Here is a 22,692-nt window from a genome sequence, read left to right as displayed (position 1 = left end):
CTCAGCCCGCCTGCGAGGTCTTCAGGCTCCACACCACGTACTCCACGAGGCGGCCGACGGTCAGCTCGATGATCTCGTCGAACTCCATCCCGGCCAGGAACTCGGCGAGGTTGACCCGGCCTCCGTAGCGTTCCTCCAGCAGGCCGGCCAGGGTGACGAGGTCGATGCTCTCCAGTTCGAGGTCGCGGTTGAAGCTGGTCGACATGCCGATCACCGCGTCGTCGTCGCCGTACTCGGCCAGCACCTCGCGGAGCATGCCGCTGATGTCGGTGAGCACGGTGTCGGCGGTGGGCTGCGCGGGGGCCGGCTGGGTCGGGTTCATCGGGCGTACTCCTCGGCTGCGTCTCGGGGTTGTCCGTCGTCGGCTCCCGGTCCCGTCGTCCAGGCCACCACGTAGGTGCGCCTGGGCAGGGCGGGGGGACTGGTCTCGGGCGCGCAGTGCACGGTGTAGGCGGGTTCCAGACGGCCGGAGACCAGCAGCCGGCTGCCGTCCGCGGCGGCCTCCAGCACGGCGAAGTCCCTCGGCCGGCCGCCGAATCCGACGCCCTCGGCCTTGGCGACCGCTTCCTTGGCCGCCCAGAAACGGGTGAACCACAGCGCCTGTGGGTCGGCGCCGTCCTCCACCCGGGCGCCGAGCAGCCGCAGTTCGGCCGGGCCGAGCGCGGTGGCGAGGGTCGCCGGGTCGCGCTCGGTGACCTCCTCGATGTCGATACCGGGTCCGGGACCCGGCCCGTGCGGCCGTACGATCGCCACGCCCGCCTCGGCCCGGTGGGCGAGCGAGACGTCCAGCGGGGGCAGGGCACGGCCGTGCACCCCGGTGACGTAGGGGCGGCCGAGTCCGTCGTTGTGGACCCGGATCTCCGCCGGGAAGACGGGGCCTTCGCCGTGCCGCCAGAGCCACTGCCGTACGGCGTCCTTGACGGCGATCCGGCCGAGCAGCCACTGCCGGCGGCCGCGCGGCGGGCGTTCGGCGTACTCGGCGCGCTCGGCACGGCCCAGCGAGTTGCGCATGATCAGCTCGCGGGAGGCGAGGTCGGGCCAGCGCTCGTGCAGCAGCGCCCAGCCGCCGGGGCGGGCCGTGGAGAGGGTGTGACGCTCGGGGAAGCGTTCGACGGGCCGGGTCGTCGGGTCGTTGTCGAAGCGGCGGTCCTGCCAGCCGTCGATGACGGCCCACACCCGGCCGCCGACGGTCAGTTCCGCGTCCGCCTCCAGCACGGTGTCCGTGAGGGAGGTGATCCGCACCAGGCAGTCGACCCGTGTGCCGGGCGCGGGGTGCGGGCCGTGGAACCTCGTCCGCCGCATCTGCACCGGGAAGACGACGGTGCGTTCGGTACGGGTCGCCATGATCCAGTAGCCGAGCAGCTGGCCCACGTTGTCCAGCAGGGCGCCCGGTGCGGCGGGCGCGGTGATCACGCCGCGGATGTGCCGCTCGCCGATCGCGGTGAGGTCGGTGAGGCCCTGGAACCCCGGGCCGTGGAACATCCAGCGGTCGCGGTAGAGCTGGGCCGCGGTGTGCTCGGGGACGCGCTCGGGCGCGTCCGGGCGCGGGCTCGGCGGAGGTGGTGCCGGGTGGTGCGGAGCGAGTTCGACCACCGCGCGGGCCGTCGGGCCGAAGGCGACGGTGACGCGGTCGGGATGATCCGGGTCCGGTACGACCGTGACCGGCACGTCGACGGCCGGTACGGCGGTCAGCCACCGGTGGAAACGGGCGCCGTGCACCCCGACCGCCCGCAGCCCGGGCGCGGCCGCCTCCGCCGCGTCCGTCATGTGCCGCACGATCGTGGTCGCCGGCACCACCGGCCAGCGGTCCTCGACCTCCGGCCAGCCGTCCCGCTGCGGGAAGAAGCAGTGATCCATGAGGTGGGGCATGGCTCGGGGGGAGATGTGGAGGGTGGTGGTCGTGGCGGGGGTGACGGTCGTGGCGGGGGTCGTGGGGTCGGGCGGGGTCGGGGTGGTCGGGCGCGTACCGGTGGCGGCGGTCGGGCGCGTCCCGGCGCCGCTGGGGGGAGGGAGCGTGGCGGGGGCGGGCGGGTTGCCCCCGGTGGGGCCGGTCGCGCGGGGCGTGGCGAGGTCCGTCGGGCGGGGCGCGGTCGCGGGCGGGAGGCGGCGGTGGCTCGCCGCGATCAGTTCGGCCGCCGTGTCCGCGGTGTCCCGCAGGAGGGCGGTCAGCTCGGCGGCGGCCGGGGAGCGGGTGGCGAGGTCGTCGAGGGTGGGCCGACCGGAGGGGGCGGGGCGACCGGAGGGGGCGGGGTGCGCGGCCGACGGTCCGCGCCGCAGTTCGGCGCGCAGTTCGTCGAGGACGGGTCCGTCCAGCGAGACCAGCGCGGCGCCCAGGTCCAGGGGGACGGGCGGGAACTCGGGGGCCGCCGGGACCGCGTGGGTCGCGGCTGCCGCGGGAGATGCCGGGAAGCCGGACGCTGTCGCCCGAGCCGACGCGGAGACCGGGGAGCGCGGTGATGCGGCGGGCGCCGTAAGGGACTTGGGCGTTGTCGCCCGAGCCGCTGGAGCCGTCGAGTCGGCCTCGGACGCCGGCCGACCCGGTGCCGTGCCCGGGACCGCCTCGAAGCCGGACCGCGTGCCGGACGGCGTCGCGGAGTCCGGGCGGGCCGGCGCGGTCGGCCGAGACGGCGGGGACGGCAGCGGTATCGCCGGGGCGACCGTCGCACCCGCCGTCCACAACGCCGTTGCCAAGCGCCGCAGTTGGGGCATGCCTCCATGGTGTGGCGAGGTGGCGGCGACGGAGAGGTGGTCGCGGTCGCCGAGGGTGTCGTCGATCAGGGAGGTGAGGCGGCCCGGGCCGGCCTGGACGAAGACGCGGTGGCCTTCGGCGTACAGCCCCTCGGTCAGCTCGCGGAAGCGGACCGGCTCCAGCAGGTGCCGCACGAACAGCTCGCGCACCCCGGACTCGGCCCGGGGGAACGGCGCCGCGGTCGTCCCCGACCAGACCGGCACGGTCGGCTGATGGAGCCGGAAGCGGTCCGCGGCCTCCTTGATGGGGGCCAGGTACGGTTCGAGCATCGGCGTGTGGAAGCCGGACCGGAACGGCAGCACCTGGCAGATCACACCCTGGGCGCGTAAGGACCGTACGAACTCCTCGACCGCCGTGCCGGGGCCGCAGACCATGGACTGGCGGGGCGCGTTGTCATGGGAGAGCACGATCCCGGAGTCCGCCCAGTCGGCGGCGAGCGCCGCCCGGACCTGGCCGGCGGAGGTGCCGAGGGCGGCGAAGGCGAGCCCGGGGACGGCCACCGTGTCGGGGTCGAACTCCGCCATGAAGGCGTCCACCTGGTCCGCCGAGTACAGCCCGGCCGCCGCCATGGCCGTCCACTCGCCGACGCTGTGCCCCGCGACCGCGTCCGGCACGATGCCCATCCGGCGCAGCGCGCGGTCCAGCAGCCGGCCCACGCCGACGACGTCGAGACCGTGCCGCCCGACGTCTGCGGCGCTGGTCCGCGTGCCGGTGCCGGAGAGCGGCGGCAGGCCGAAGTGGGCCGCCACGTCATCGGTGTGCGGCGGGGTGAAGTCGCCCTCCAGGCCGGGGAAGACGAACGCCAGCCTGCCCCCGGTCCGACCGAGCAGCGGGCCGGGCCGCCACCAGACGTCGCTGCGGCCCTGCCACGCGCGACCGCCCTTCCCGGCCACCCGGCGTGCCAGGGCGAGCCGTTTCGCGGTCGGCTCCACGATCCCGAGGCGTACCGGCCCCGCGTCGCCGTGCGCCCGCCCGGGATCGAGCCCGGCCGCGAGCACGGCCGGATCCTCGACCGCCAGCAACGCCGCCATCCGGTCCACGCTGTCGGCCGCGAGCAGAAGGATCCGCTCGGGTTCGCGGACGAGGAGAGGGCGCCGACGGGTCTCGGCGCCGGGGCCACACCCCGGGCCGGCGGCAGCGCGCGAGGCCGCCACGGACACGGGTACGGAGCCGACGACATGGGCCGCGAGGGGGGCCGGGCCCGGATCGAGGTCGAGCCCGCGCCCGGGATCGGCGGCACCGGCGGGTCCGGACGCGGCGACCGCGTGGGCACCCGGCGCCTCCTCCAGGACGACATGGGCGTTGATCCCGCCGAAGCCGAAGGCGTTCACGGCGGCGCGGCGGGCCGGCCGGTGGGGGGCGCGGGGCCAGGGGCGGGCCCGGTCCAGGGTGCGGAAGCGGGTGGCGGCGAGGCCCGGGTGGGGGTCGTCGCAGTGCAGGGTGGGCAGGAGCGTGGCGTGGTGCAGGGCGAGCGCCGTCTTGACCAGGCCGGCCACTCCGGCGGCCGGCATGGTGTGGCCGATCATCGACTTCACCGAGCCGAGGACCGGCCGTTCGCCGTCCCCGTCGGCCGTGCCGGGCCCGAACACTTCGGTGAGCGTGGTGAGTTCGGCCGCGTCACCGGCGGGCGTCGCGGTGCCGTGGGCCTCCAGCAGGCCGATGGAGTGCGGTGCGGCGGGGTCGAGTCCCGCGGCCCGCCAGGCCTGGCGCACGGCGCGCGCCTGGCCGCCGGGGTCGGGGTTGACGAGCCCCGCCGTACGGCCGTCGCTGGCCACGCCCGTGCCGCGGATCACGGCGTAGACGCGGTCGCCGTCGCGTTCGGCGTCCACGAGGCGTTTCAGTACGACGACTCCGGTTCCCTCGCCGATGAGGATGCCGTCGGCGTCCCGGTGGAAGGGCCGGATGCGCTGGCTCGGCGACAGGGCGCGCAGCTGGGAGAAGACGCTCCACAGGGTGATGTCGTGGCAGTGGTGCACTCCCCCGGCGAGCATCATGTCGCAGCGCCCGGAGGTGAGTTCGGTGACCGCCTGGTCGACGGCGACCAGGGAGGACGCGCAGGCCGCGTCGACGGTGTAGGCGGGGCCGCGCAGGTCCAGCCGGTTGGCGATGCGGGACGCGGCGAGGTTCGGGACCAGGCCGATCGCGGACTCGGGGCGGTCCGGGCCGAGCCGCTCGGTGAACGCGTCGCGGATCCGGTCGAGTTGGGAGGCCGCCAGGTCCGGCAGCAACTCGCCGAGCGTGCGCACGAGCTGGCCCGCCGTACGGACCCGCTGGTCGAGCCGGACCAGGCCGGGGGTGAGGTATCCGCCCCGGCCGAGGGCCACTCCGATCCGGTCCCGCGGCGGAAGCCGTTCGCTCCCGCCCGCGTCGGCGAGGGCGGCCGCGGCCACGTCGAGGGCGATCAGCTGGTCGGGCTCGGTGCCCGCCACGGAGGCGGGCATGATGCCGTAGCGGGTGACCTCGACCTCGGCCGGGCCGTCCACGAAGCCGCCGCGCCGGCAGTACACCTGGTCGGGGGCGGCGGGCCCGGTGGCCGCCCCGGGCCGGTAGTAGTCGGCGTCCCAGCGGTCCGCGGGCACGTCGCCGATCGCGTCGACGCCGTCCCGGAGGTTGTGCCAGTAGGCGTCGAGTCCGCGGGCGCCCGGCAGCAGCACCGCCATCCCGACGATGGCGACGGGCAGTTGTTCCGTCATGTCACCGGTCCGACGCGGTGTAGACGACGGCGCGGGCCGCCGGGTCGCCCCAGGCGAGTTCCCGGAGCAAAGCCGCGGTGCCCTCGTCCGGGTCGATCATCCCCACCCCGCGGCGGGCGTACTCGCGGCCGAGTTCCGCGCCGACCATGCCGGTGTGGAGGCCGGACGGCGCCCAGGGTCCCCAGTGCACGGTGAGGGCGCGGTGCCCGGTGCGGGCGGACCAGTCGGCGCCGAGCACGGCCAGCGCGTCGTTCGCGGCGGCGTAGTCGGCCTGGCCGCGGTTGCCGAGGACGGCGGCGACGCTGCCGAACAGCACGGTGAACGCGGGCGCGGCGGGCAGGTCGTCGAGGGCGGCGAACAGGGCGGTGGCCCCGGTCGTCTTCGTGCCGTACACCCGCTGGAAGGAGTCGGCGGTCTTCTCCGCGATCAGCCGGTCCTCGATCACTCCGGCGGCGAAGACGACCCCGTCCAGCCGGCCCTGCTCGGCGTGGATCTCCTTGACCGCCTGGAGCACCGCGTCCCGGTCCCGGAAGTCGACCGAGCGGTAGCGGGCCGTGCTGCCGAGGGCGGTGAGTTCGGCGAGGGTCGCGCTGATCTCGCGCTGGGCGAGCAGGAGTTGGACGCTCCGGTTGATCTCGGCGGGTTTTGGCGCGCCGGGGCCGGCCGCGAGGGCCGCCCGGAGTTCGGCGGCGGTGCGGGCGGCGGCGGTCCGCGGTGGTTCGGGCGCGGTGCCGGCGGGCGTGCGGCCGAGCAGTTCGACGCGGCAGCGGCAGGCGCCGGCCAGTGTGGCCGCGAACCGGGCGGTGATACCCCGGGCGCCCCCGACGAGCAGCACCACGGAGTCCCGGTCGAGCCCGAGCGCGGCCGCCTCGGCGGCGCCCACCCCGGCGGGTCCCGCGCCGGTGCCGCCGAGCGGTCCGAGGGGCGCGGGCACCAGTTCGAGAGCCTGCCTGAGCCCCTGGGCGGTCCGCAGGACGACCGGGGCGGGTGCCGGTGCGCCCAGCTCGGCGAGCACGGCGTCGGCCACGGCCGCCGGGGTGGTGTCGCCGACGGCCACGACCCGCGCGAGGACGTCGGGGTACTCGTGGCCGACGGTGCGGAACAGCCCGTCGAGTCCGGCCGCGCGCAGTGCCCCGGGGCCGTCGGCGGCGCGCACGGCCAGCAGCCGGGCGGTGCCGCGGGCGAGCGCCGCCCGGAGCACCGGGAAGGCGTCCGGCAGCACCGGGAGGTCGGGGCCCGGCAGCGCGCCCAGGTACACCACTGCGTCGACCGTGCCGTCGGCCGCGCCGAGCACGTACCCCTGGTCGAGGAGCACGGCGTCGGCACTCTGGGCGGCGAGCCGCGCCGCCAGTTCAGCCGCCGCTCCCCCGCCGGACCCGAGCAGCGCGAACCGCTTCCCGGACAGGTCCGCGACGGTGCCGGGACCCGCGTCCGGAAGCGGCACGGGCCGCAGCTCGCCGCGCCGGGGAGCCACGCCGGCGGACACGAGGTCGCCCGCCTCGGCCCGCTCCTCGGTCCGCGCGCCGGCGTCCGCGTGCTCCGTGCCCAGCCGCGCGGTCAGCCACCGCGTCACCGCGGCCGCCGTGCGCGCCTTGGTCAGGTCCTCCAGCTCCGCGTCGTCCAGGAGGTCGGCGCCGCCGGACATGCCGAGGCGCTTGGCGAGTTCGCCCGCTATCTCGGCCCGTTTGATCGAGTCGATGCTCAGGTCCGCCTCCAGGTCGAGGTCGGGCTCGATCATGTCGACGGGGTAGCCGGTGCGTTCGCTGATGATCTCCAGGACGGCCCGCGCCACGTCGTGCACGGGCTCGGCGGGTGCGGCCGACGGCGCCACGGGCGCCTGCGTCCCGGGGTCCGCCACCGGTACGGCGTCCGCCGCGGGCAGGGCGGCGGGCGCGGGCGGCGGCACGGCGGCGACGGGGGCCGCCGGATTCCCGCCGAAATAGGTGAGCAACACGTCCCGTTGGGCGGCGATCATCTCCCTGCCGGTGCGCAGGAACTCGGTGATCAGCGCGTCCCGGTCGGCCGGGGCGTCGTACGGCTGGTCGGTCGTCACGGACCTCTCCACGACTCGTCGGGCCGGTGCGAGGGCACCGGAGAGCAGGGCTCCGTCGGCGGTGCGGACGAGGTGTCCGTCGACCGTCCAGCCGGGCCGGACGGGCGCCGGGGTGCGCAGCGCGTCGACGGCGTCGCGGCCCTGGAGGAGCCAGGCGGTGCGCACCGGCAGCCCTGCCACGGCGAGTCGGGCGAGTGCGTCGAGCCAGCCGGGCAGTCCGCTGCCGGCCCCGGGTTCGCAGGCGACCGCGCGGTGCGGGCGGTCGCCGAGGATCTGCCCGACGAGCCGGGTGAGGACGGTGCCCGGGCCCGCCTCGACGAAGATCCGCGCTCCGGACTCGTACATCGCCTCGATCTGCGCGGCGAACACGACCGGCGCGCCGATCTGGGCGGCGAGTTCGGCGCGCACCGCGTCGGGTTCCTGCGGGTACGGGGCGGCGGTGCGGTTGGCCCAGACCGGGAACTCGGGCGGGCGGACCGGCTTGTCCGCGAGGACCTTGGCGAACCGTTTCCCCGCCGGGGCCACCAGCGGGCTGTGGAAGGCGCAGGCCACGGGGACGCGCCGGGCGCCGAGACCGGCCGCGCGCAGCAGTCGTACGGCGGTGTCGACGTCCACCGTGGGGCCGGAGATCACCGTCTGCTCCGGCGAGTTGAGGTTGGCGACGACCACGGAGCCGGGCGCCCCGGCCGTGCGCAGGGTGTGTTCGACCTCCTCGGCGGAGCCTCCGACGGCGGCCATCGTGCCCGGGTCGTCGCCCGCCGCCGCCAGGATCGCGGCGGCCCGCTCCCCGCTCAGTTCCGGCAGGGTCTCGGGGTCGAGGGCACCGGCCGCGGCGAGGGCGGCCAGTTCGCCGTAGCTGTGTCCGGCGGCCAGGTCGGGGTGGACGCCCGCGGCGGTGAGGAACGCGTGGGCGGCGAGGCCAGTGGCGCCGAGCGCGGGCTGGGCGGCCCGGGTGTCGGTGAGGGCGGCCCGGCGGCGCTCGCGGGCGGTGTCGTCGAAGGCGGCCGGCGGGTGGACGACGTCGGCGTGGGCCGGGTCCAGATGGTGGCGCAGCTCGGGCAGGGCGACCAGGAGGTCGGCGAGCATGCCGGTCCGCTGGCTGCCCTGGCCGGGGAAGAGGAAGGCCACCTTGCCGTCGACCGGGTCCGCGAGGTGGATCCCGGCGGCCGGATCGTGCTCCCCGGCGAGCAATCGCCTTAGCCTCGCGGCCAGTTCCTCGGTGTCCCGGGCGACGACGGCCGCCCGCACCGGTTCGTGGGAGGTGTCGGCGCGACGCGCCGCGGCGAGGGCGAGGTCGCGCAGGCGCCAGGGGTGTCCGTCGGTCTCGGCGGCACGGAGGATCCCGGTCGCCTCCAGGTGCGCCGCCGCCGTGTCCCGGCCCCGGAAGAGGAACAGTTCGGCGGGCCAGGCGTCCAGGGCCTGCCGGGGCGGTACGGCGTTCTCGTGGGCGGCGAGCACGGCGTGGAAGTTGGTGCCGCCGAAGCCGAACGCGCTGACCCCGGCGAGGCGCCGCGCGGCCGGCGCGGTCCAGGGCCGGGCGCCGGTGTGGAAGGCGAACGGGCTGCCGTCCTCCGTCCAGGCCGGGTCGGGCCGCTCCAGGTGCAGGGTGGGCGGTGTGACCCCGGTGTACAGCGCGAGGGTCGCCTTGATCAGGCCGGCCAGCCCCGCGGCGCACTTGGTGTGCCCGATCTGCGACTTGACCGAGCCGAGCGCGCAGCCGCCGGTCCGGGCGCCCGCATCGGTGAACACCTCGCCGAGCACGGCGAGTTCGGTGCGGTCACCGACGACGGTGCCGGTGCCGTGCGCCTCGACGAGGCCGACCTGGGCGGGTGAGACCCCGGCGTTGCGGTAGGCGCGCAGCAGGGCGGCCCGCTGGCCTTCGGGGCGGGGCGCGGTCAGGCCGAGGGAGCGGCCGTCGCTGGCGGAGCCGAGGCCCTTGACCACGCCGTAGACGCGGTCGCCCGCGCGTTCGGCGTCCGCGAGGCGTTTGAGGACCACGCAGGCCACGCCCTCGCCGAGGGCGATGCCGTCGGCGCCGGCGTCGAAGGCCCGGGAGCGTCCGGTCGGGGAGAGCGCGTGGACGGAGGAGAACAGCACGTAGTCGTTGATGCCGTTGTGCAGGTCGGCGCCTCCGCACAGGACCACGTCGCTGGTGCCGGAGACGAGTTCCTTGCAGGCCACGTCGAGGGCGGCGAGCGAGGAGGCGCACGCGGCGTCGACGGTGTAGTTGGCGCCGCCGAGGTCGAGGCGGTTGGCGATCCGGCCGGAGATGACGTTGGCGAGCATGCCGGGGAAGGAGTCCTCGGTCAGCCGGGGCAGTTGCCCGTCCAGTCCGTCGGGCACGGTGCCGTAGTACGACGGGAGCACGGCGCGCAGGGTGACGGCGTTGGCCAGGTCGCTGCCCGCCTCGGCACCGAAGACGACGGAGGTGCGCGAGCGGTCGAACTCCCTTCCCCGTTCGCCGTACCCGGCGTCCTCCAGCGCTCGTCGGGCCGCTTCGAGGGACAGCAGCTGGACGGGTTCGATGCTGCCGAGGGAGGCGGGCGGGATGCCGTAGCGCAGCGGGTCGAAGGGGATGGGGGGCAGGAAGCCGCCCCACTTGGAGGCGGTGCTCCCGGCGGTGTGGTGCACCTCGGGGTCCCAGCGGTCGGGCGGGACCTCGGTGACCGCGTCGCGTCCGGCGACGATGTTCGCCCAGAAGGTGGCGAGGTCGGGGGCCTGCGGGAACATGCAGGCCATGCCGACGATCGCGATGTCGAGCGGCGCGGGCGGCTCCGGTTCGGGCTCGGGGCGGGGGCCGGGCCGCGGCGTGCGGGCCGCGAGGAAGTCGGCGGCGCCGTCGGTCACCGAGCGGTGCAGGGCGGCCACGGTGGTGGGTGCGGAGCGCAGGACGGCGACCTCGCCCGCCATGAACATCCCGTCCGCGAGCTGCCGTTGCTCGCCGACGGCACGCAACTCGCCGTCACCGGAGCGCTCGACGCCCTTGCTGGCGATGCGCAGCCGGCCCACGTTGAGACGTTCCAGCGTCTCCCACACCTCGCGGTCGGGCACGCCGCCCGACCGCAACTCGGCTTCCCTTTCCCGGTAGTCGAGCGTGAAGGGGCTGGGCAGGCACCGGGTCGCGTGGCCCGGCGCCGTCTCCAGCAGGGCGGTGGCGGTGGCGGTGAGGACCTGCCGCTGGAAGAGCGGCTGGATGGCGCCGTGGGCGACGGCCTCGTCGGTGAACAGGTAGGCGGTGCCCATCAGGACGCCGATCGCGGCCCCCCGGTCGGTGAGCGGCGCGGCCAGGGCGGCGACCATCGCCGCGGAGCGCTCGTCGTGTATGCCGCCCGCGAAGAACACCTCCAGCCGTGCTGCCGTCCCGTCGTCGGCGTCGGCCAGGAAGTCCTCGAGTACGGCGAGTTGGGCCTCCCACAGCGGGAACGAGGCCCGGGGGCCGACGTGCCCGCCGCACTCGGAGCCCTCGAAGACGAACCTGCGCGCGCCGGCCTCCAGGAACTGCCTCAGCAGCCCCGGCGAGGGGACGTGCAGGAAGGTGCGGATCCCGGCCTGCTCCAGCGCCTCGGCCTGGGCCGGGCGCCCGCCCGCGATGATCGCGTGCGTGGGCCGCAGCTCCCGTACGGCCTCCAGCTGGGCGTTCCTGACGTCCTCGGGCGCGAAGCCGAGCACGCCCACGCCCCAGGGCCGCCCGTCCAGCACGGCCCGCGCCTCGGTCAGCATCGCCCGGGTCCGCGCGCCGTCGGCCAGGGCCAGCGCCAGGAAGGGCAGCGCCCCGTCCTCGGCGACGGCGGCGGCGAACCCCGCCTGGTCGCTGACCCGCGTCATCGGCCCCTGAGCCACCGGCAACCGCGTCCCGAGCGCCCGGCTCATGGCACCACCGGCCCGCAGCGCCCGCCCGGGCCCTTCCGCGCGGCCGGCACCGGGATCGGCGGACGCCGTTGGTCCCTCGGCGGGTCCGGCCGGTGCCTCCTCCGTGGGCGCCTGCCGGACGGCCGCCGAGAGTTCGCGCAGCACACCGCGTACGTCGCCCCAGCGGTCGGCGAACCGGGCGGCCAGGAAGCCGTCCTGGCCGACGGGGAGCAGGTCGTGGCGGAGGTCCCGGGCGCCGAGGAGCGGGGCGACCGCCTCGGGATCGTCGGCCGGGGGCTGTGGCGCGTCGGGGCCGCGTCGCCGCAGGACCCGGTGCCCGCCCAGCACCACCGTCTCCGATCCGTCCAGGGACCGCAGCGCCGCCCGGACCGCCTCGGGCAACCGCGACTCGGGCAGCAGGGCGAGTTGGCTGTCGAGGACGACACCGGCGGCCCCGCCCGCGACGGCGGCCGCGGCCGTACGGGGGCCGACGCCGCCGCAGGCCCAGACGGGCGTACCGGCCAACTCCTCGTCTTCCAGTAGCTGTTGGAGCAGGACGAAGGTGCTCAGCTCGCCGATCCGGCCGCCGCTCTCCGTACCCCGGGCGATCAGCCCGTGCGCTCCGGCGCGCACGGCTGCCCGGGCCTGCCCGAGGTCGGTGACCTCCGTCAGCACCCGGTGCTCGCCGGTCAGTTCGGCGACGCTCCACGGCGCGTCGCGGGCGAGGACGACGGTGCCGGGTGCGCCGCCGAGTTCCGTGGGGGTGAGAACGCAGCGTCCGGTGACCCGTACGCCGAACGGTCCCGGGGCGGCCCGTCTCAGCCGGGCCAGTTCCTGGCGGGATCTTCGGTCGCCGGTACCGAGGTCGAGGACGCCGAGTCCGCCGGCACCGGTGGCTGCGGCGGCTAGGCCTGCGTCGGGTTCTCCGAAGGGGGTGATGCACAGGATCAGGTCGTGGGCGCGCACAGGCGAGGTCATGAGGCTCCGACACAGGGCGAGAGAAGCACGGTGGGGGGTTTGTGCGGCGGGACGCTCTGGTGCGAGGGCACCGGAAACTAGCGAGGGCCTACTCACGGGTCAATAACGTCGCGCTCTTTTCGCGTGCCGTGGCCGTGATTCGGCCAGGCCACCGAATTCCCCGCAAGCGGCGCGAAAAGCGGCGATTCCCGTCAGCGGGGAAAGGGCGCGCTCACCCGGGAACACGCCCCACACCGCCATAAGCCACTCAAAGCGAGCGGGTGCTTCACCGCTCACTCATCCGCCCGCAACGCGCCGGGACAATCGGACCGCGTCTGTAAATTCCGCATGACTTCGGCCCCGTGGCTCGAACACGGGCCGCCCGATTCGCCCCACCTCACGGCCGGATGCGGGGCCGCTCCGCGGAGGGACCCCGCACCGGCCGACCGCCGGCGACAGCCGCCCCGGAGACGACGGCGCGGATCACCGCCAGGCGACGCACGGACGACCGCCGGACCGGAGCCCGCCGACTCCCCCGGGACCGGCGACCGCCGCACAACAGACCTCGCCAACCCCGCGAACCGACACCCCCCCCCGGACCCGCGACCGCCGTACAACAGACCCGCTAACCCCGCGAACCGACACCCGCCGGACCGGAGACCGCCGTTCGGCCCGGGGCGCCGAGGAGTGTCGCCTTGGACGCCGTGGCGCGAAGCCCCGGCGCACCCGGCTCGCGGAGGGCCGTCGCCCCGGTGGTGGCGGCGTGGATCAGCGGCGAGTCCAGCGCGCCGGCGACCGGCACGGCGACATGGCGTACCGCGTCCACCGCCCGCGCCGCGGCGCCGGACAGCGCGGGTCCGGCCGGTGCCCGTTCACCGGGAGCGGCGACCTGGGCGATGTGTGTCTCGCCGTAGCCGCCGGGCAGCCCCGGCTCGTCGGGGCCGTCATCGACGCCACCCGGCCGCCCGGGCGTCGTCCCGGCTCCCCCGGGGGAGGGCCCCGGCGATCCCGCGTCCGGCGGGCCGGGCGCCGCCGTGGGATGCGGCCGGCCGTCCGCGTCCGGCTCCAGCACCCACCGCTGGGCCGGTGTGCCGTCGCGGGCGACCACCTCCACCCGCGCGCCAGGACCACCGGACGCGGGGGCGACGGCGAGGCCCTTGACCCCGCGCGGCAGGAGCTCGCCTTGCAGGGTGAGGTCGTACGACACCTCCCCGGCGTGGACGAGACAGCCGTCCAGCACGACGTTCTTCGAGCCGGGGTCGGCCGCGAGGCAGAGGGCGGGGTCGGCGGCGCTGCGCAGCAGTCCGTCGTCCCGGTACGACCACTGCTGCGAGGGGGCGGAGGAGCACGCCGCCAGCCGGACGCCCGCACCCGCCGCGACCCGTCCGCCGCGCACGTCCAGGCAGCGCCCGGAGACGAGCGCGCGCAGGCTGCCGTGGGCGATCTCGGCGGGTTCGCCCACCGAGGCGGCGGACGGGGTGGTCGCGTGCCGCGAGCCGGTGCCGTGCGGGTGGGTGGTGTGGCCGGCCGGGGCGCCCCAGGTGGCGCCGGGCACGGGGACACCGTTGTCGTCGGACCAGCTCCTGGCGACGAGCACCGTGGCGAGCAGCGCGAGCGTGGTCAGGCCGGCACCGACGAGCACGGCCGTGCGGTGCCGCCTCTGCGGCCCGGTGCGGTCCCGGCGCCCCGCCCCGGTGCGGTGGCGGCGCTCCGGCCCGATGCGGTGCCGGCGCTCCGCCCCGATGCGGTGCCGACCGCCGGTCACGCGGTGCGCCGGTTCCGGCGGGGGCGGTGGCCACTCCTCCGCGGCGCCGCGGCCCGGGCGCGAGTCCAGGTAGCGGCGGGCGCCCCAGCCGAGCACGGCCTCGGCGAGCAGCAGGGCCGAACCGCCCTCGATCCGGCCGAGTTGGTCGGCGGCGTGGCGGCAGTGCGGACACCCCGCCAGGTGCTGTCGCACGTCGGGCAGCAGATGCCCGCCGCGGCGCAGAGGAACGTCGAGGAGCCGGTTGTAGAAACGGCATTCCCTGGAGGGGGCGAGTTCCCGGTGGGCGCGTACGCAGCCCGCGCGGAATTGCTCGCGGGCCTGTTCCAGGGCGGCCGTCGCAACGGCCGCGTCGATCCCCAGCAGACCAGCGGGTATGTTTATGGGTTCGGCTTCGACCTCGGCATGCCAGAGAAGGCATTGGGAGGCGCCGGGCAGGGCCCGGAAAGCGCGTTCGGCGAGCCGTAGCCTTTCCGGTGTGCCGGGGTTCGTGGCGCGCAGACCGCGACCGCCGGTGGTTTTGCGCAATTCCGGCAGCGCGACGCGGGCCGCGTCGTCCGCGGCCCAGGAGCGGACGATGTCGCGGACGGCCACCAGCAGTTGTGGGCGCAGGGCGCCGCCGAGGACTCCGCGCCCGGCACGGCCGAGCACCTCGTGGAAGGCGGCGACGGCCACCAGCTGGGCGGCCTGTCCCGCGGCGGCCAGGCAGACGACGGCGTGGTCGCGCGTGGCCCGCCAGTGCCGGGCCAGCAGCAGGGCCACGGCGTGATGGCGGGTGTCGTCGGGGCCGTTCAGCCGGGCGAGGAGGGAGCGGTCGGACTCCCCGGCCGGGCCGGGGCGGGGCGGGTACGGCGGGCGTGGGGGGTGGGGGGACTGCACGGAACCATTTCCTTTCCAGGCGCAGGAGGCATGCGAAATGGCTTGTGCCGGAAAGCAGTGCCTGGCGGTGCGTACCTGATGGGCCGGCCGTGCCGCGCGACGCCGGCCATTGCCCTCCCGCGGGGGAGGCTCACTTTCGCACACGGCCCTCACGGGAAACAAGAAGTTGGATTGACACGACGTCACCATCGATCAATTGCAGAAGAGTTACCGGCGGTATCCATATGTACGTGCGAATCCACGGTCGCAGAATGAATCAACTCGTGTACACAGAGGGAGGATGGGCGCACAGGATCTCCAACTTCCCGGCACCGACTGCCGGTCCGCACCCGCACGGGGCCGCCGCGGGCGCGGGCGCGCCCGGCCGCACGGGCCGGAACATGCGAAAGGAGGGGCCCTCAGGGGCCCCTCCTCGCGTCTTTTCGGCTCAGCCGTTCGGGCGCAGGGTCCACAGGACGGTCATCTCGCCCGTCACGGCACCGTCCGCGCGCCGGATCTCGATCGTCACCGGGAACTCGGGACGCTGCCCCGCGTCCAGTTCGGCGACGACCTCGGCGGCCGGCCGGCCCAGGGTCGCGGTCGCGGTGACGGCGCCCATCGCCAGCTTCTTGTAGGCGATCTCGGCACGCACGGCCAGCGGCACCGCGCGCGAGAGCTGGTCCCCGAAGGCGGCCAGCACGATCGCGCCACTGGCCGACTCCCCGAGCGTGAACATCGCACCGGCGTGCGGCCCGCCCACGTGGTTGTGGTACTCGCCCTGGTCCGGCAGGGACACCACGGCCTGGTCCGGAGTGGTCTCGAGGAACTCCAGGTTCAGCGTCCGGGCCATGGGCACGGTGGCGGCGAGCATCTCGCCGATCGACATCTGGTCTGCGCTCATGGCCGCCATGTTACTCACGAGTAGAAGCCCCTGACCAGAACACGACGGCAACGCTTCTCCCACACTTCTTCTCCGTTTCGCTACGACCCTGACGAGGACCGGTGACCGAAACGTGTCCACGGCCGCACTAGGGTTACTGGCCATGTGGCCAGATCAGCAGCCGCCAGGGGGCGCGCAGAACCCGCAGCAGAACCCGTACCAGCAGCCGGGTTACCAGCAGCAGAATCCGTACCAGCAGCCCGGATACCAGCAGTATCCGGGGGCCGGTCCGCACGGGCAGCAGCCGCAGTGGGGGCAGCAGCCCCCCACCGTGCCCATGTCCCAGCCTCCGAAGGGCGGTGGTGACCGCACCAAGCTGATCGCGATCATCGCGGCCGCGGCGGTCGTGGTCGCCGCGGGTGTGACCGGTTTCCTGGTCCTCGGCGGCTCCAAGGACGACAAGGCGGACAGCGGCAAGGGCGGACAGCACCCGAGCCGGTCGCCGGCGCAGTCGCCCTCGGCCACCTCGTCCACGACCGACAACCCGCGCGCCGCCGGCAGCGAGAAGCCGACCGTCGCGGGCTGGAAGGTCGTGGTGAACCCCAAGTGGGGCATCGCCTACGACGTGCCCGCCGTCTGGACCGTCCAGTCCCCCACCCTCGAGATCGGGTTCGAGGACGACAAGTCCAGCGACGGCAAGCCCATCATCGTGATGTCGGGCACGGCCGAGGACCAGCCCAAGTGGTGCTCCTCGGACGACGACAAGGACGGCCGGCTCAGCGACACCGCGCTGGCGGCGGTGGGCTCCAAGGGCGCCAGCGGCGCCAAGAACACGGACCAGATCGCGGTCAACACGCCCGCCTGGTGGGTCTACGGCGGCTACACCCAGCCGGACAAGAAGAGCATCACCTTCGACAAGAAGGCCACCCCCTTCACCACCGCGTCCGGCATCAAGGGCAGCTACGCCTGGGCCCGGTCGACCGGCACGCCCAGCAAGGGCAAGTGCGCGAGCGACGGCAAGGCGCTCACCTTCGGCTTCCAGAACTCGGTCCACGACTACGTGTCGTTCGACTTCTACGGCGCCAAGGGTGTCAAGGGCGAGGTCCCCGAGGCGACGGTCATGAAGATCCTCAGCACGGTCCGGCTGCACGGCACGCCGACCTCCGACTGACGCGGGACCCCCGGGGGGCGTCTCACCCGTGCCGGGTGAGGCGCCCCCCGCTTCGTGCGCGCAACCTGATCGGGTGGGGAGGAATCCGACTACCGGGGCCGTGATGGAGAAGCGACAATGACCCAGCACATGTACCTGGCGTACGACTACCCCTTGCTCAGCGCCTTCTGGACCATGCTGTGGTTCGCTCTGTGGATCCTGTGGTTCTTCCTGCTGTTCAGGATCGTCCTCGACATCTTCCGCGACGACGATCTCGGCGGCTGGAGCAAGGCCGGCTGGCTGACCTTCGTCGTCGTACTGCCCTTCCTGGGTGTCCTGGTCTACCTCATCGCCCGCGGCAAGGACATGGGCCGGCGTGAGGTGGCGCAGGCGAGGGCGCAGCAGAAGGAGTTCGACTCCTACGTCCGCGAGACGGCGGGCGCCGGGCGGCCCAGCAGCGCCGACGACCTGGCGAGGCTCTCCGAGCTGCGCGCGCACGGCGACATCACCGAGGAGGAGTTCGCCCGCGCGAAGCAACTCGTCCTCAGCGGCAGCCACCAGAGAGTGTGAGGACCGGTGGCGTGGGAGCGGCGGCCGGCCGCGGGACGCCCGCGGCCTGGGCCCGGCTGGCGCTCCTCGCCCTGCTGGGCAGCGTGCTCGCGCTGCTCGTCGCTGCCGGGCCGAGAGGCCTGCTCTGGGTGGTGATCGCGCTGGCGGGCGTGGCCGCGACGGCCGCCGGGCTCTGGTGTGTCCTCGCCCACTTCGGGGTGCTGCGGGCCGTGGGCGCGCTCCTGGTGGTGTGCGTCCCGCTCACGGTCCTGGCCCTCTTCGCCGCGTACGGCATGCTGGTGCCGGCCTGTGTCTCGTTCGGTCTGTGGGTGCTGGCGCTGACGGCCGCGCGGATCGCCGTGACCCCTGACAGGGCCGCCGGGCGCGGTGGGGCGCCCCGTCCGGTCGCCGCCGCGCGGCATCCGTGGGTGGTGATGAACCCGCGCTCCGGCGGGGGCAAGGTGGACCGCTTCCAGCTGGCCGGGAAGGCGGAGGCGGCGGGTGTCCGGGTCGTCGTGCTGGATCCGGCGCGGCACCAGGACGTGGCGGAACTGGCCCGGCGCGCGGTGGCCGAAGGAGCGGATCTGCTGGGTGTGGCAGGCGGGGACGGCACCCAGGCTCTGGTCGCCGAGGTCGCGGCCAGGCACGATGTGCCCTTCGTGGTGATCCCCGCGGGGACGCGCAACCACTTCGCCCTCGACCTCGGGCTCGACCGCGACGACCCGGCGGCCGCCCTGGAGGCGTTCACCGATGCCCTGGAGTTCCGGGTCGACCTGGGGTTCGCGGCCGACCGGGTGTTCGTGAACAACGCCTCCTTCGGGACCTACGCCGAAGTGGTCGCCGACCCGGGGTACCGGGACGGGAAGCTGCGTACGACGCTCCAGGCGCTGCCCGGCCTGCTCGGTCCCGAGGCGCCGAGGCTGCGGATCCGCGCGGGCGGGACGCGCGCCGAGGGCCTGCAGGCCGTGCTCGTCAGCAACAACCCGTACCGGCCCGTCGTCGACTCGGCCCATCCCGGGCTGCGGGAACGCCTGGACTCCGGACGGCTGGGCGTGCTCTGCGTCCGCATCGACGACTCCGCCCAGGCGGCCCGGCTGCCGGCACCGCTGCTGATCGGCCGGCGGTCACCGTCCCTGACCCGGCTGACGGCCGGCGAGGTCGTGGTGGAGGCCGACGGGGACACCGTCGCGGTCGGCATCGACGGGGAGTCCGTCGTACTGCCCGCTCCGGTGGTCTGCCGGGTGGCGCCCGCGGCGCTGCGCGTCCGTGTCCCCCGCCACCGCCCGGGCACACCGCCGAACCGGCCCCCCGCCGACTGGCGCCACGTGATGCGGCTGGCCCTGACCCCTCCCACCCGGCAGCGGACCCCGGCGGCCCACTGACGGACACGGCTCACCGCGCGTCGGACCACTGAGCGCTCTCTTCACGGGCCGCGTCCCTCCCGTGCGGCCGGTCCGGCGGCCGGGCGGCGTCACCGTCGTACGGAGGGACCGCCGTTCCATCGGGCGAGGTACTTACCCAGCTCCCAGAGCGCCAGCAGGGCGAGCGGGGGCAGCAGCGTCCAGCCGAACTCCGCCAGGTCGAGGCGGGTCGTCCCGAGCAGCCTGCGGAACCCGTCCAGCTGGGTCACCAGGACCGCGAGGGCGAACTCGACGAACATGGCCCAGTTCATCTGCTTGCTGTCGAAGCTCGCGGTGGTGAGCACGGTCCCGGTCTCGCTGCGGCACTCCAGCGCGGCCACGATCAGGCAGAGCGCGAAGGTCGTGAAGGCCATCGACTGACCCACCGCCACGCTGCCGTAGCGCGTCTCGCCGAGCCTGATCAGGATGAGCAGGCAGATGGTGATCACCAGTCCGGAGAGTCCGACCGTGACCATCACGCCCCTGGTCATCACGGGTGTACCGCGGTGCCGGGGCCGGCGGGCCATGAGTCCGGGGCTCTGCCGGTCGAAGCCGAGCGCGAAGCCGAAGGCGGCGTTCACGAAGAAGTGGATCCACAGCACCTGCGCCGGGGTGAACGGCTCTCCGGCCGCGATGTCGAACACCGCCGCGCCGAGGAACGTCAGCACGAAGACCACGAGGAGGACGAGGACGAAGCGGATGTACTTGGTGAGGTTGTCGTAGATCTTGCGGCCCTGCTCGACGGCGAAGACGATCGTGGCGAAGTTGTCGTCGGTCAGCACCATGCGCCCGGCGTTCTTGGCGACCTCGGTGCCGGAGCCCATGGCGATCCCGATGTCGGCGGCCTTGATCGCCGGGGCGTCGTTGACGCCGTCGCCGGTCATGGCCACCACCCGGCCCCGCTTCTTCAGGGTGTCGGCGAGCAGCACCTTGTGCTCGGGGGCGACCCGGCCGACGACGCCGATGCCGTCGATCCTGGCGAGCCGCTCCTCCTCAGGGAGCGCGGCGAAGTCCGCGCCGAGCACGGCCTCCCCCTCGATCCCCAGCTGCCGCGCGATGGCCGCGCCGGTCACGATGTCGTCCCCGGTGACCATCCGCACCCGGATGTGCGCGGCCTGCGCGTCGGCCACCGCGGCCCGCGACTCGGGACGCGGCGGGTCGACCATCCCGACCAGGCTCGTCATCTGCAGCTCGGTGACATGGCCGAGCAGGTCGCCCTCCGGGTCGAAGGCGGCGGGGTCGAGGTCGCGCTGCGCGGCGGCCATCACGCGCAGGCCCTCCCGGCCCATCCGCTCCACGTGTTCCTGCGCCCGCCCCCGCAGACCGGCGTCCCACGGCACGGAGGTGCCGTGCGACAGCGCGGTGGCGGCCCGCGCCATCATCGCGGGCGCCGCCCCCTTCACGAAGCAGCGCACGACGGGGCGGCCCGTGACGTCCGTGGCCGCGTTGAAGGTGGCCATCAGCTTGTACGAGGGGTCGAAGGGCAGCGTGGCCAGCCTCGGCAGCCGGGCCCGGGTGGCCTCGATGTCCAGTCCGGCCTTGTGCCCGAGCACCAGCAGGGCGCCCTCCGTGGGATCGCCGACGACCCGGCCGTCCACCAGCCGGCCGTCGTTGGCGACGAGGTACGGGAGGATCGCGCTCTCCATGTCCGGCGCGCTGCCGACCGCGTGGTGGATGGTGCCCTCCAGGCCGTATCCGGTGCCGGAGACGGTGTACCGGTCGCCCGGATCGATCACTTCCACGACGGTCATCTGGTTCATGGTGAGCGTGCCGGTCTTGTCGGAGTTGATCGCCGAGGTGAATCCCAGCGACTCCACCGAAGGCAGGTCCTTCACGATCGCCTCGCGCCGCGCCAGGTCGACGGCGCCGATGGACAGGATCGTCTGCGTCACGGTCGGCAGGGCCTCCGGGATGGCGGCGATGGCCAGCGAGACGGCGCTCACGAACAGCGCGTCCCACGCCGTGCCCCGGCCGCGCCCCAGGACGAACATCACGATCATCGTCAGCCCGGCCGTGGCCGTGATCCACACGGTCAGCCGGTCCATCTCCTGCGCCAGCGGCGAGGCCTCGCGGGGCGTGGCGGACAGCATCCCGGAGATGCGCCCGAGTTCCGTGCGGGCGCCGGTGGCCGTCACGATCACCGTGCCGCTGCCGTGGGTGACGGGGGTGTTCATGAACGCCATGTTCCGGCGGTCCCCGGGGGACAGATCGGTGCCGGTCAGCGTCCCGGACTCCTTCGCCGCCGGCACGCTCTCCCCGGTCAGCGCCGACTCGTCGATCTGCAGGGCGCTGGCCGTCACGATCCGGCCGTCGGCCGGCACCTCGTCCCCCGCGGAGATAAGCACCACGTCGCCGACGACCACCTTCTCGGCCGGGATCTCGGACTCGGTGCCGTCCCTGCGCACCCGGGCGGTGGCCTTCAGCATCGACTTGAGCGCGTTCATGGCGCTCTCCGCCTTGCCCTCCTGCCGCATCCCGACGACCGCGTTGAGGACGGTCAGGCAGAGCAGCAGCACCCCGGTGCTCCACTCCTTGATCACGAGGGACACCACGGCGGCGCTGACCAGGACCAGCTGCATGTAGCTGCGGTACTGGACGAGCCAGCGGCGCCAGCCGGGCACGGGCCGCTCCTCCGGCAGCGCGTTCGGGCCGTCCGCCCGCAGCAGCTCCTCGGCCCGGGCCGAGGACAGTCCCGTCGCCGGGTCCACGCCGAACGCGGCGGCCACGTCCTCGGGGGGCAGCGCGTACCACGTCCGGCCGTCCGTCGCTCCCCCGTGCGGGGTGTCTGTCTGCGCGGTCATGGATGGTGCCTCCGTTCGAGCCGTCCGGCTGTGATCGGCTGCCCGCGTGCCGCGTCCCGTTCAGCGCCGGGGCCGGAAGGGGCGGAGCAGGTCATGGCCCGCCTGGACCATGCCGTAGCTGCTCTCCGGCACTTCGTGCCACGCTCCCGGGAGGTCGCCCAGCGGCTCGGAGACGACCAGGCGTGTCTCGTCCGATATCTCGCGCAGGAACGCGGCGTCCGGGTGGAGCGCGCGCAGGGAGTCGACCCTGGTGCTGAAGTACAGCGACCGCGACGCGCCCTCGCTGGAGTAGCGGAAGGCCCACAGCCGCTCACCGTCGGCGACCGCGACGGTCATCTGGAGGGGGTGCCGCACGCCGTGCGCCTCGCCCGTCTCCTCGATCAGGCCGGCCATGCGCTCCACGGCTCCGGGCGGGTCCTCCGTGAGCCCGAACGTGAGCGCGAGGTGGAACATCAGCTCGGAGTCGGTGGAACCCTCGATGTCCGGGTAGAGGCCGGGGTCGACGGCCAGGGCGAGGTCACGTCTGAGCCGGTCGAAGTCGTTGATCATCCCGTTGTGCATCCACAGCCAGCGGTCCCTCCGGAAGGGATGGCAGTTGGTCTGCTGTACGGCCGTTCCGGTCGTGGCCCTGATGTGGGCGAAGAACAGGCCCGAGCGGACGTGGTGGGCGACCTCCCGCAGGTTCTGGTTGTTCCAGGCCGGGCCGACGTCCCGCAGCACTGCCGGGGTGATCAGGTCCGGGGTGTACCACCCGACCCCGAATCCGTCGCCGTTGGTCGTCTCCACGCCCATGCGGGAGTGCAGACTCTGGTCGATCAGACTGTGCTCGGGCTGGAACAGGACCTGGCTGAGCAGCACAGGCGTACCCGAGTAGGCGATCCAGCGGCACATGTGCGAACCCACCTCCCTCCGGCGGAGGACGGCGACCGTGTGACGCGGATCGGGAGGATCGTTTCCGCCGCTGCACTCGAGACGGGTCCCGACAGCCGGG

At 74.6% G+C, this 22,692-nt stretch carries 10 protein-coding genes; 3 read left to right on the top strand and 7 right to left on the bottom strand.

The window, feature by feature from the left end:
* Window position 1: 1 nt before the first annotated feature.
* The 5 genes from ACZ7FF_RS16290 to ACZ7FF_RS16270 form a co-directional block, all read right to left on the bottom strand.
* On the bottom strand, window positions 2-322 hold the full coding sequence (locus ACZ7FF_RS16290; protein ID WP_470812849.1) for an acyl carrier protein: 321 nt from the start codon (window positions 320-322) through the stop codon (window positions 2-4).
* Entirely contained in the window at window positions 319-5,442 is a 5,124-nt protein-coding gene (locus tag ACZ7FF_RS16285) for a type I polyketide synthase (RefSeq protein ID WP_470812848.1), read from the bottom strand. Before ACZ7FF_RS16285 ends, ACZ7FF_RS16290 begins: the two co-directional genes overlap by 4 nt.
* 1 nt (window position 5,443) lies before the next feature.
* Window positions 5,444-12,322, bottom strand: a complete 6,879-nt coding sequence (locus ACZ7FF_RS16280; protein WP_470812847.1) for an SDR family NAD(P)-dependent oxidoreductase — start codon at window positions 12,320-12,322, stop codon at window positions 5,444-5,446.
* 604 nt (window positions 12,323-12,926) lie between these two features.
* Window positions 12,927-14,942, bottom strand: a complete 2,016-nt coding sequence (locus ACZ7FF_RS16275) for an RICIN domain-containing protein (protein ID WP_470812846.1) — start codon at window positions 14,940-14,942, stop codon at window positions 12,927-12,929.
* Window positions 14,943-15,369: 427 nt separating this feature from the next.
* Complete coding sequence (locus ACZ7FF_RS16270) at window positions 15,370-15,822, bottom strand: DUF4442 domain-containing protein (RefSeq protein WP_470812845.1); 453 nt, start codon at window positions 15,820-15,822, stop codon at window positions 15,370-15,372.
* Window positions 15,823-15,964: 142 nt separating this feature from the next.
* Here ACZ7FF_RS16270 and ACZ7FF_RS16265 point away from each other — a divergent pair, with 142 nt between their 5' ends.
* The 3 genes from ACZ7FF_RS16265 to ACZ7FF_RS16255 all read left to right on the top strand — a co-directional run bounded on the left by ACZ7FF_RS16265 (window position 15,965) and on the right by ACZ7FF_RS16255 (window position 18,882).
* Complete coding sequence (locus ACZ7FF_RS16265; RefSeq protein WP_470812844.1) at window positions 15,965-16,972, top strand: DUF8017 domain-containing protein; 1,008 nt, start codon at window positions 15,965-15,967, stop codon at window positions 16,970-16,972.
* A gap of 117 nt (window positions 16,973-17,089) precedes the next feature.
* On the top strand, window positions 17,090-17,521 hold the full coding sequence (locus tag ACZ7FF_RS16260) for an SHOCT domain-containing protein (protein ID WP_470812843.1): 432 nt from the start codon (window positions 17,090-17,092) through the stop codon (window positions 17,519-17,521).
* 11 nt (window positions 17,522-17,532) lie between these two features.
* Complete coding sequence (locus tag ACZ7FF_RS16255) at window positions 17,533-18,882, top strand: diacylglycerol/lipid kinase family protein (RefSeq protein ID WP_470812842.1); 1,350 nt, start codon at window positions 17,533-17,535, stop codon at window positions 18,880-18,882.
* Between the two features lie 89 nt (window positions 18,883-18,971).
* Here the strand turns inward: ACZ7FF_RS16255 and ACZ7FF_RS16250 are convergent, their stop codons facing one another.
* Both ACZ7FF_RS16250 and ACZ7FF_RS16245 read right to left on the bottom strand, forming a co-directional pair.
* Window positions 18,972-21,701, bottom strand: coding sequence for a cation-translocating P-type ATPase (locus ACZ7FF_RS16250; protein ID WP_470812841.1), 2,730 nt, complete (start codon window positions 21,699-21,701; stop codon window positions 18,972-18,974).
* Between the two features lie 60 nt (window positions 21,702-21,761).
* Complete coding sequence (locus ACZ7FF_RS16245) at window positions 21,762-22,592, bottom strand: class II glutamine amidotransferase (protein WP_470812840.1); 831 nt, start codon at window positions 22,590-22,592, stop codon at window positions 21,762-21,764.
* Window positions 22,593-22,692: the final 100 nt, after the last annotated feature.

The organism is Streptomyces sp. NPDC037126 (assembly GCF_055605965.1).
Note: the sequence above shows the minus strand (reverse complement) of the source record. Positions and strands in the feature narration are given on the sequence as shown.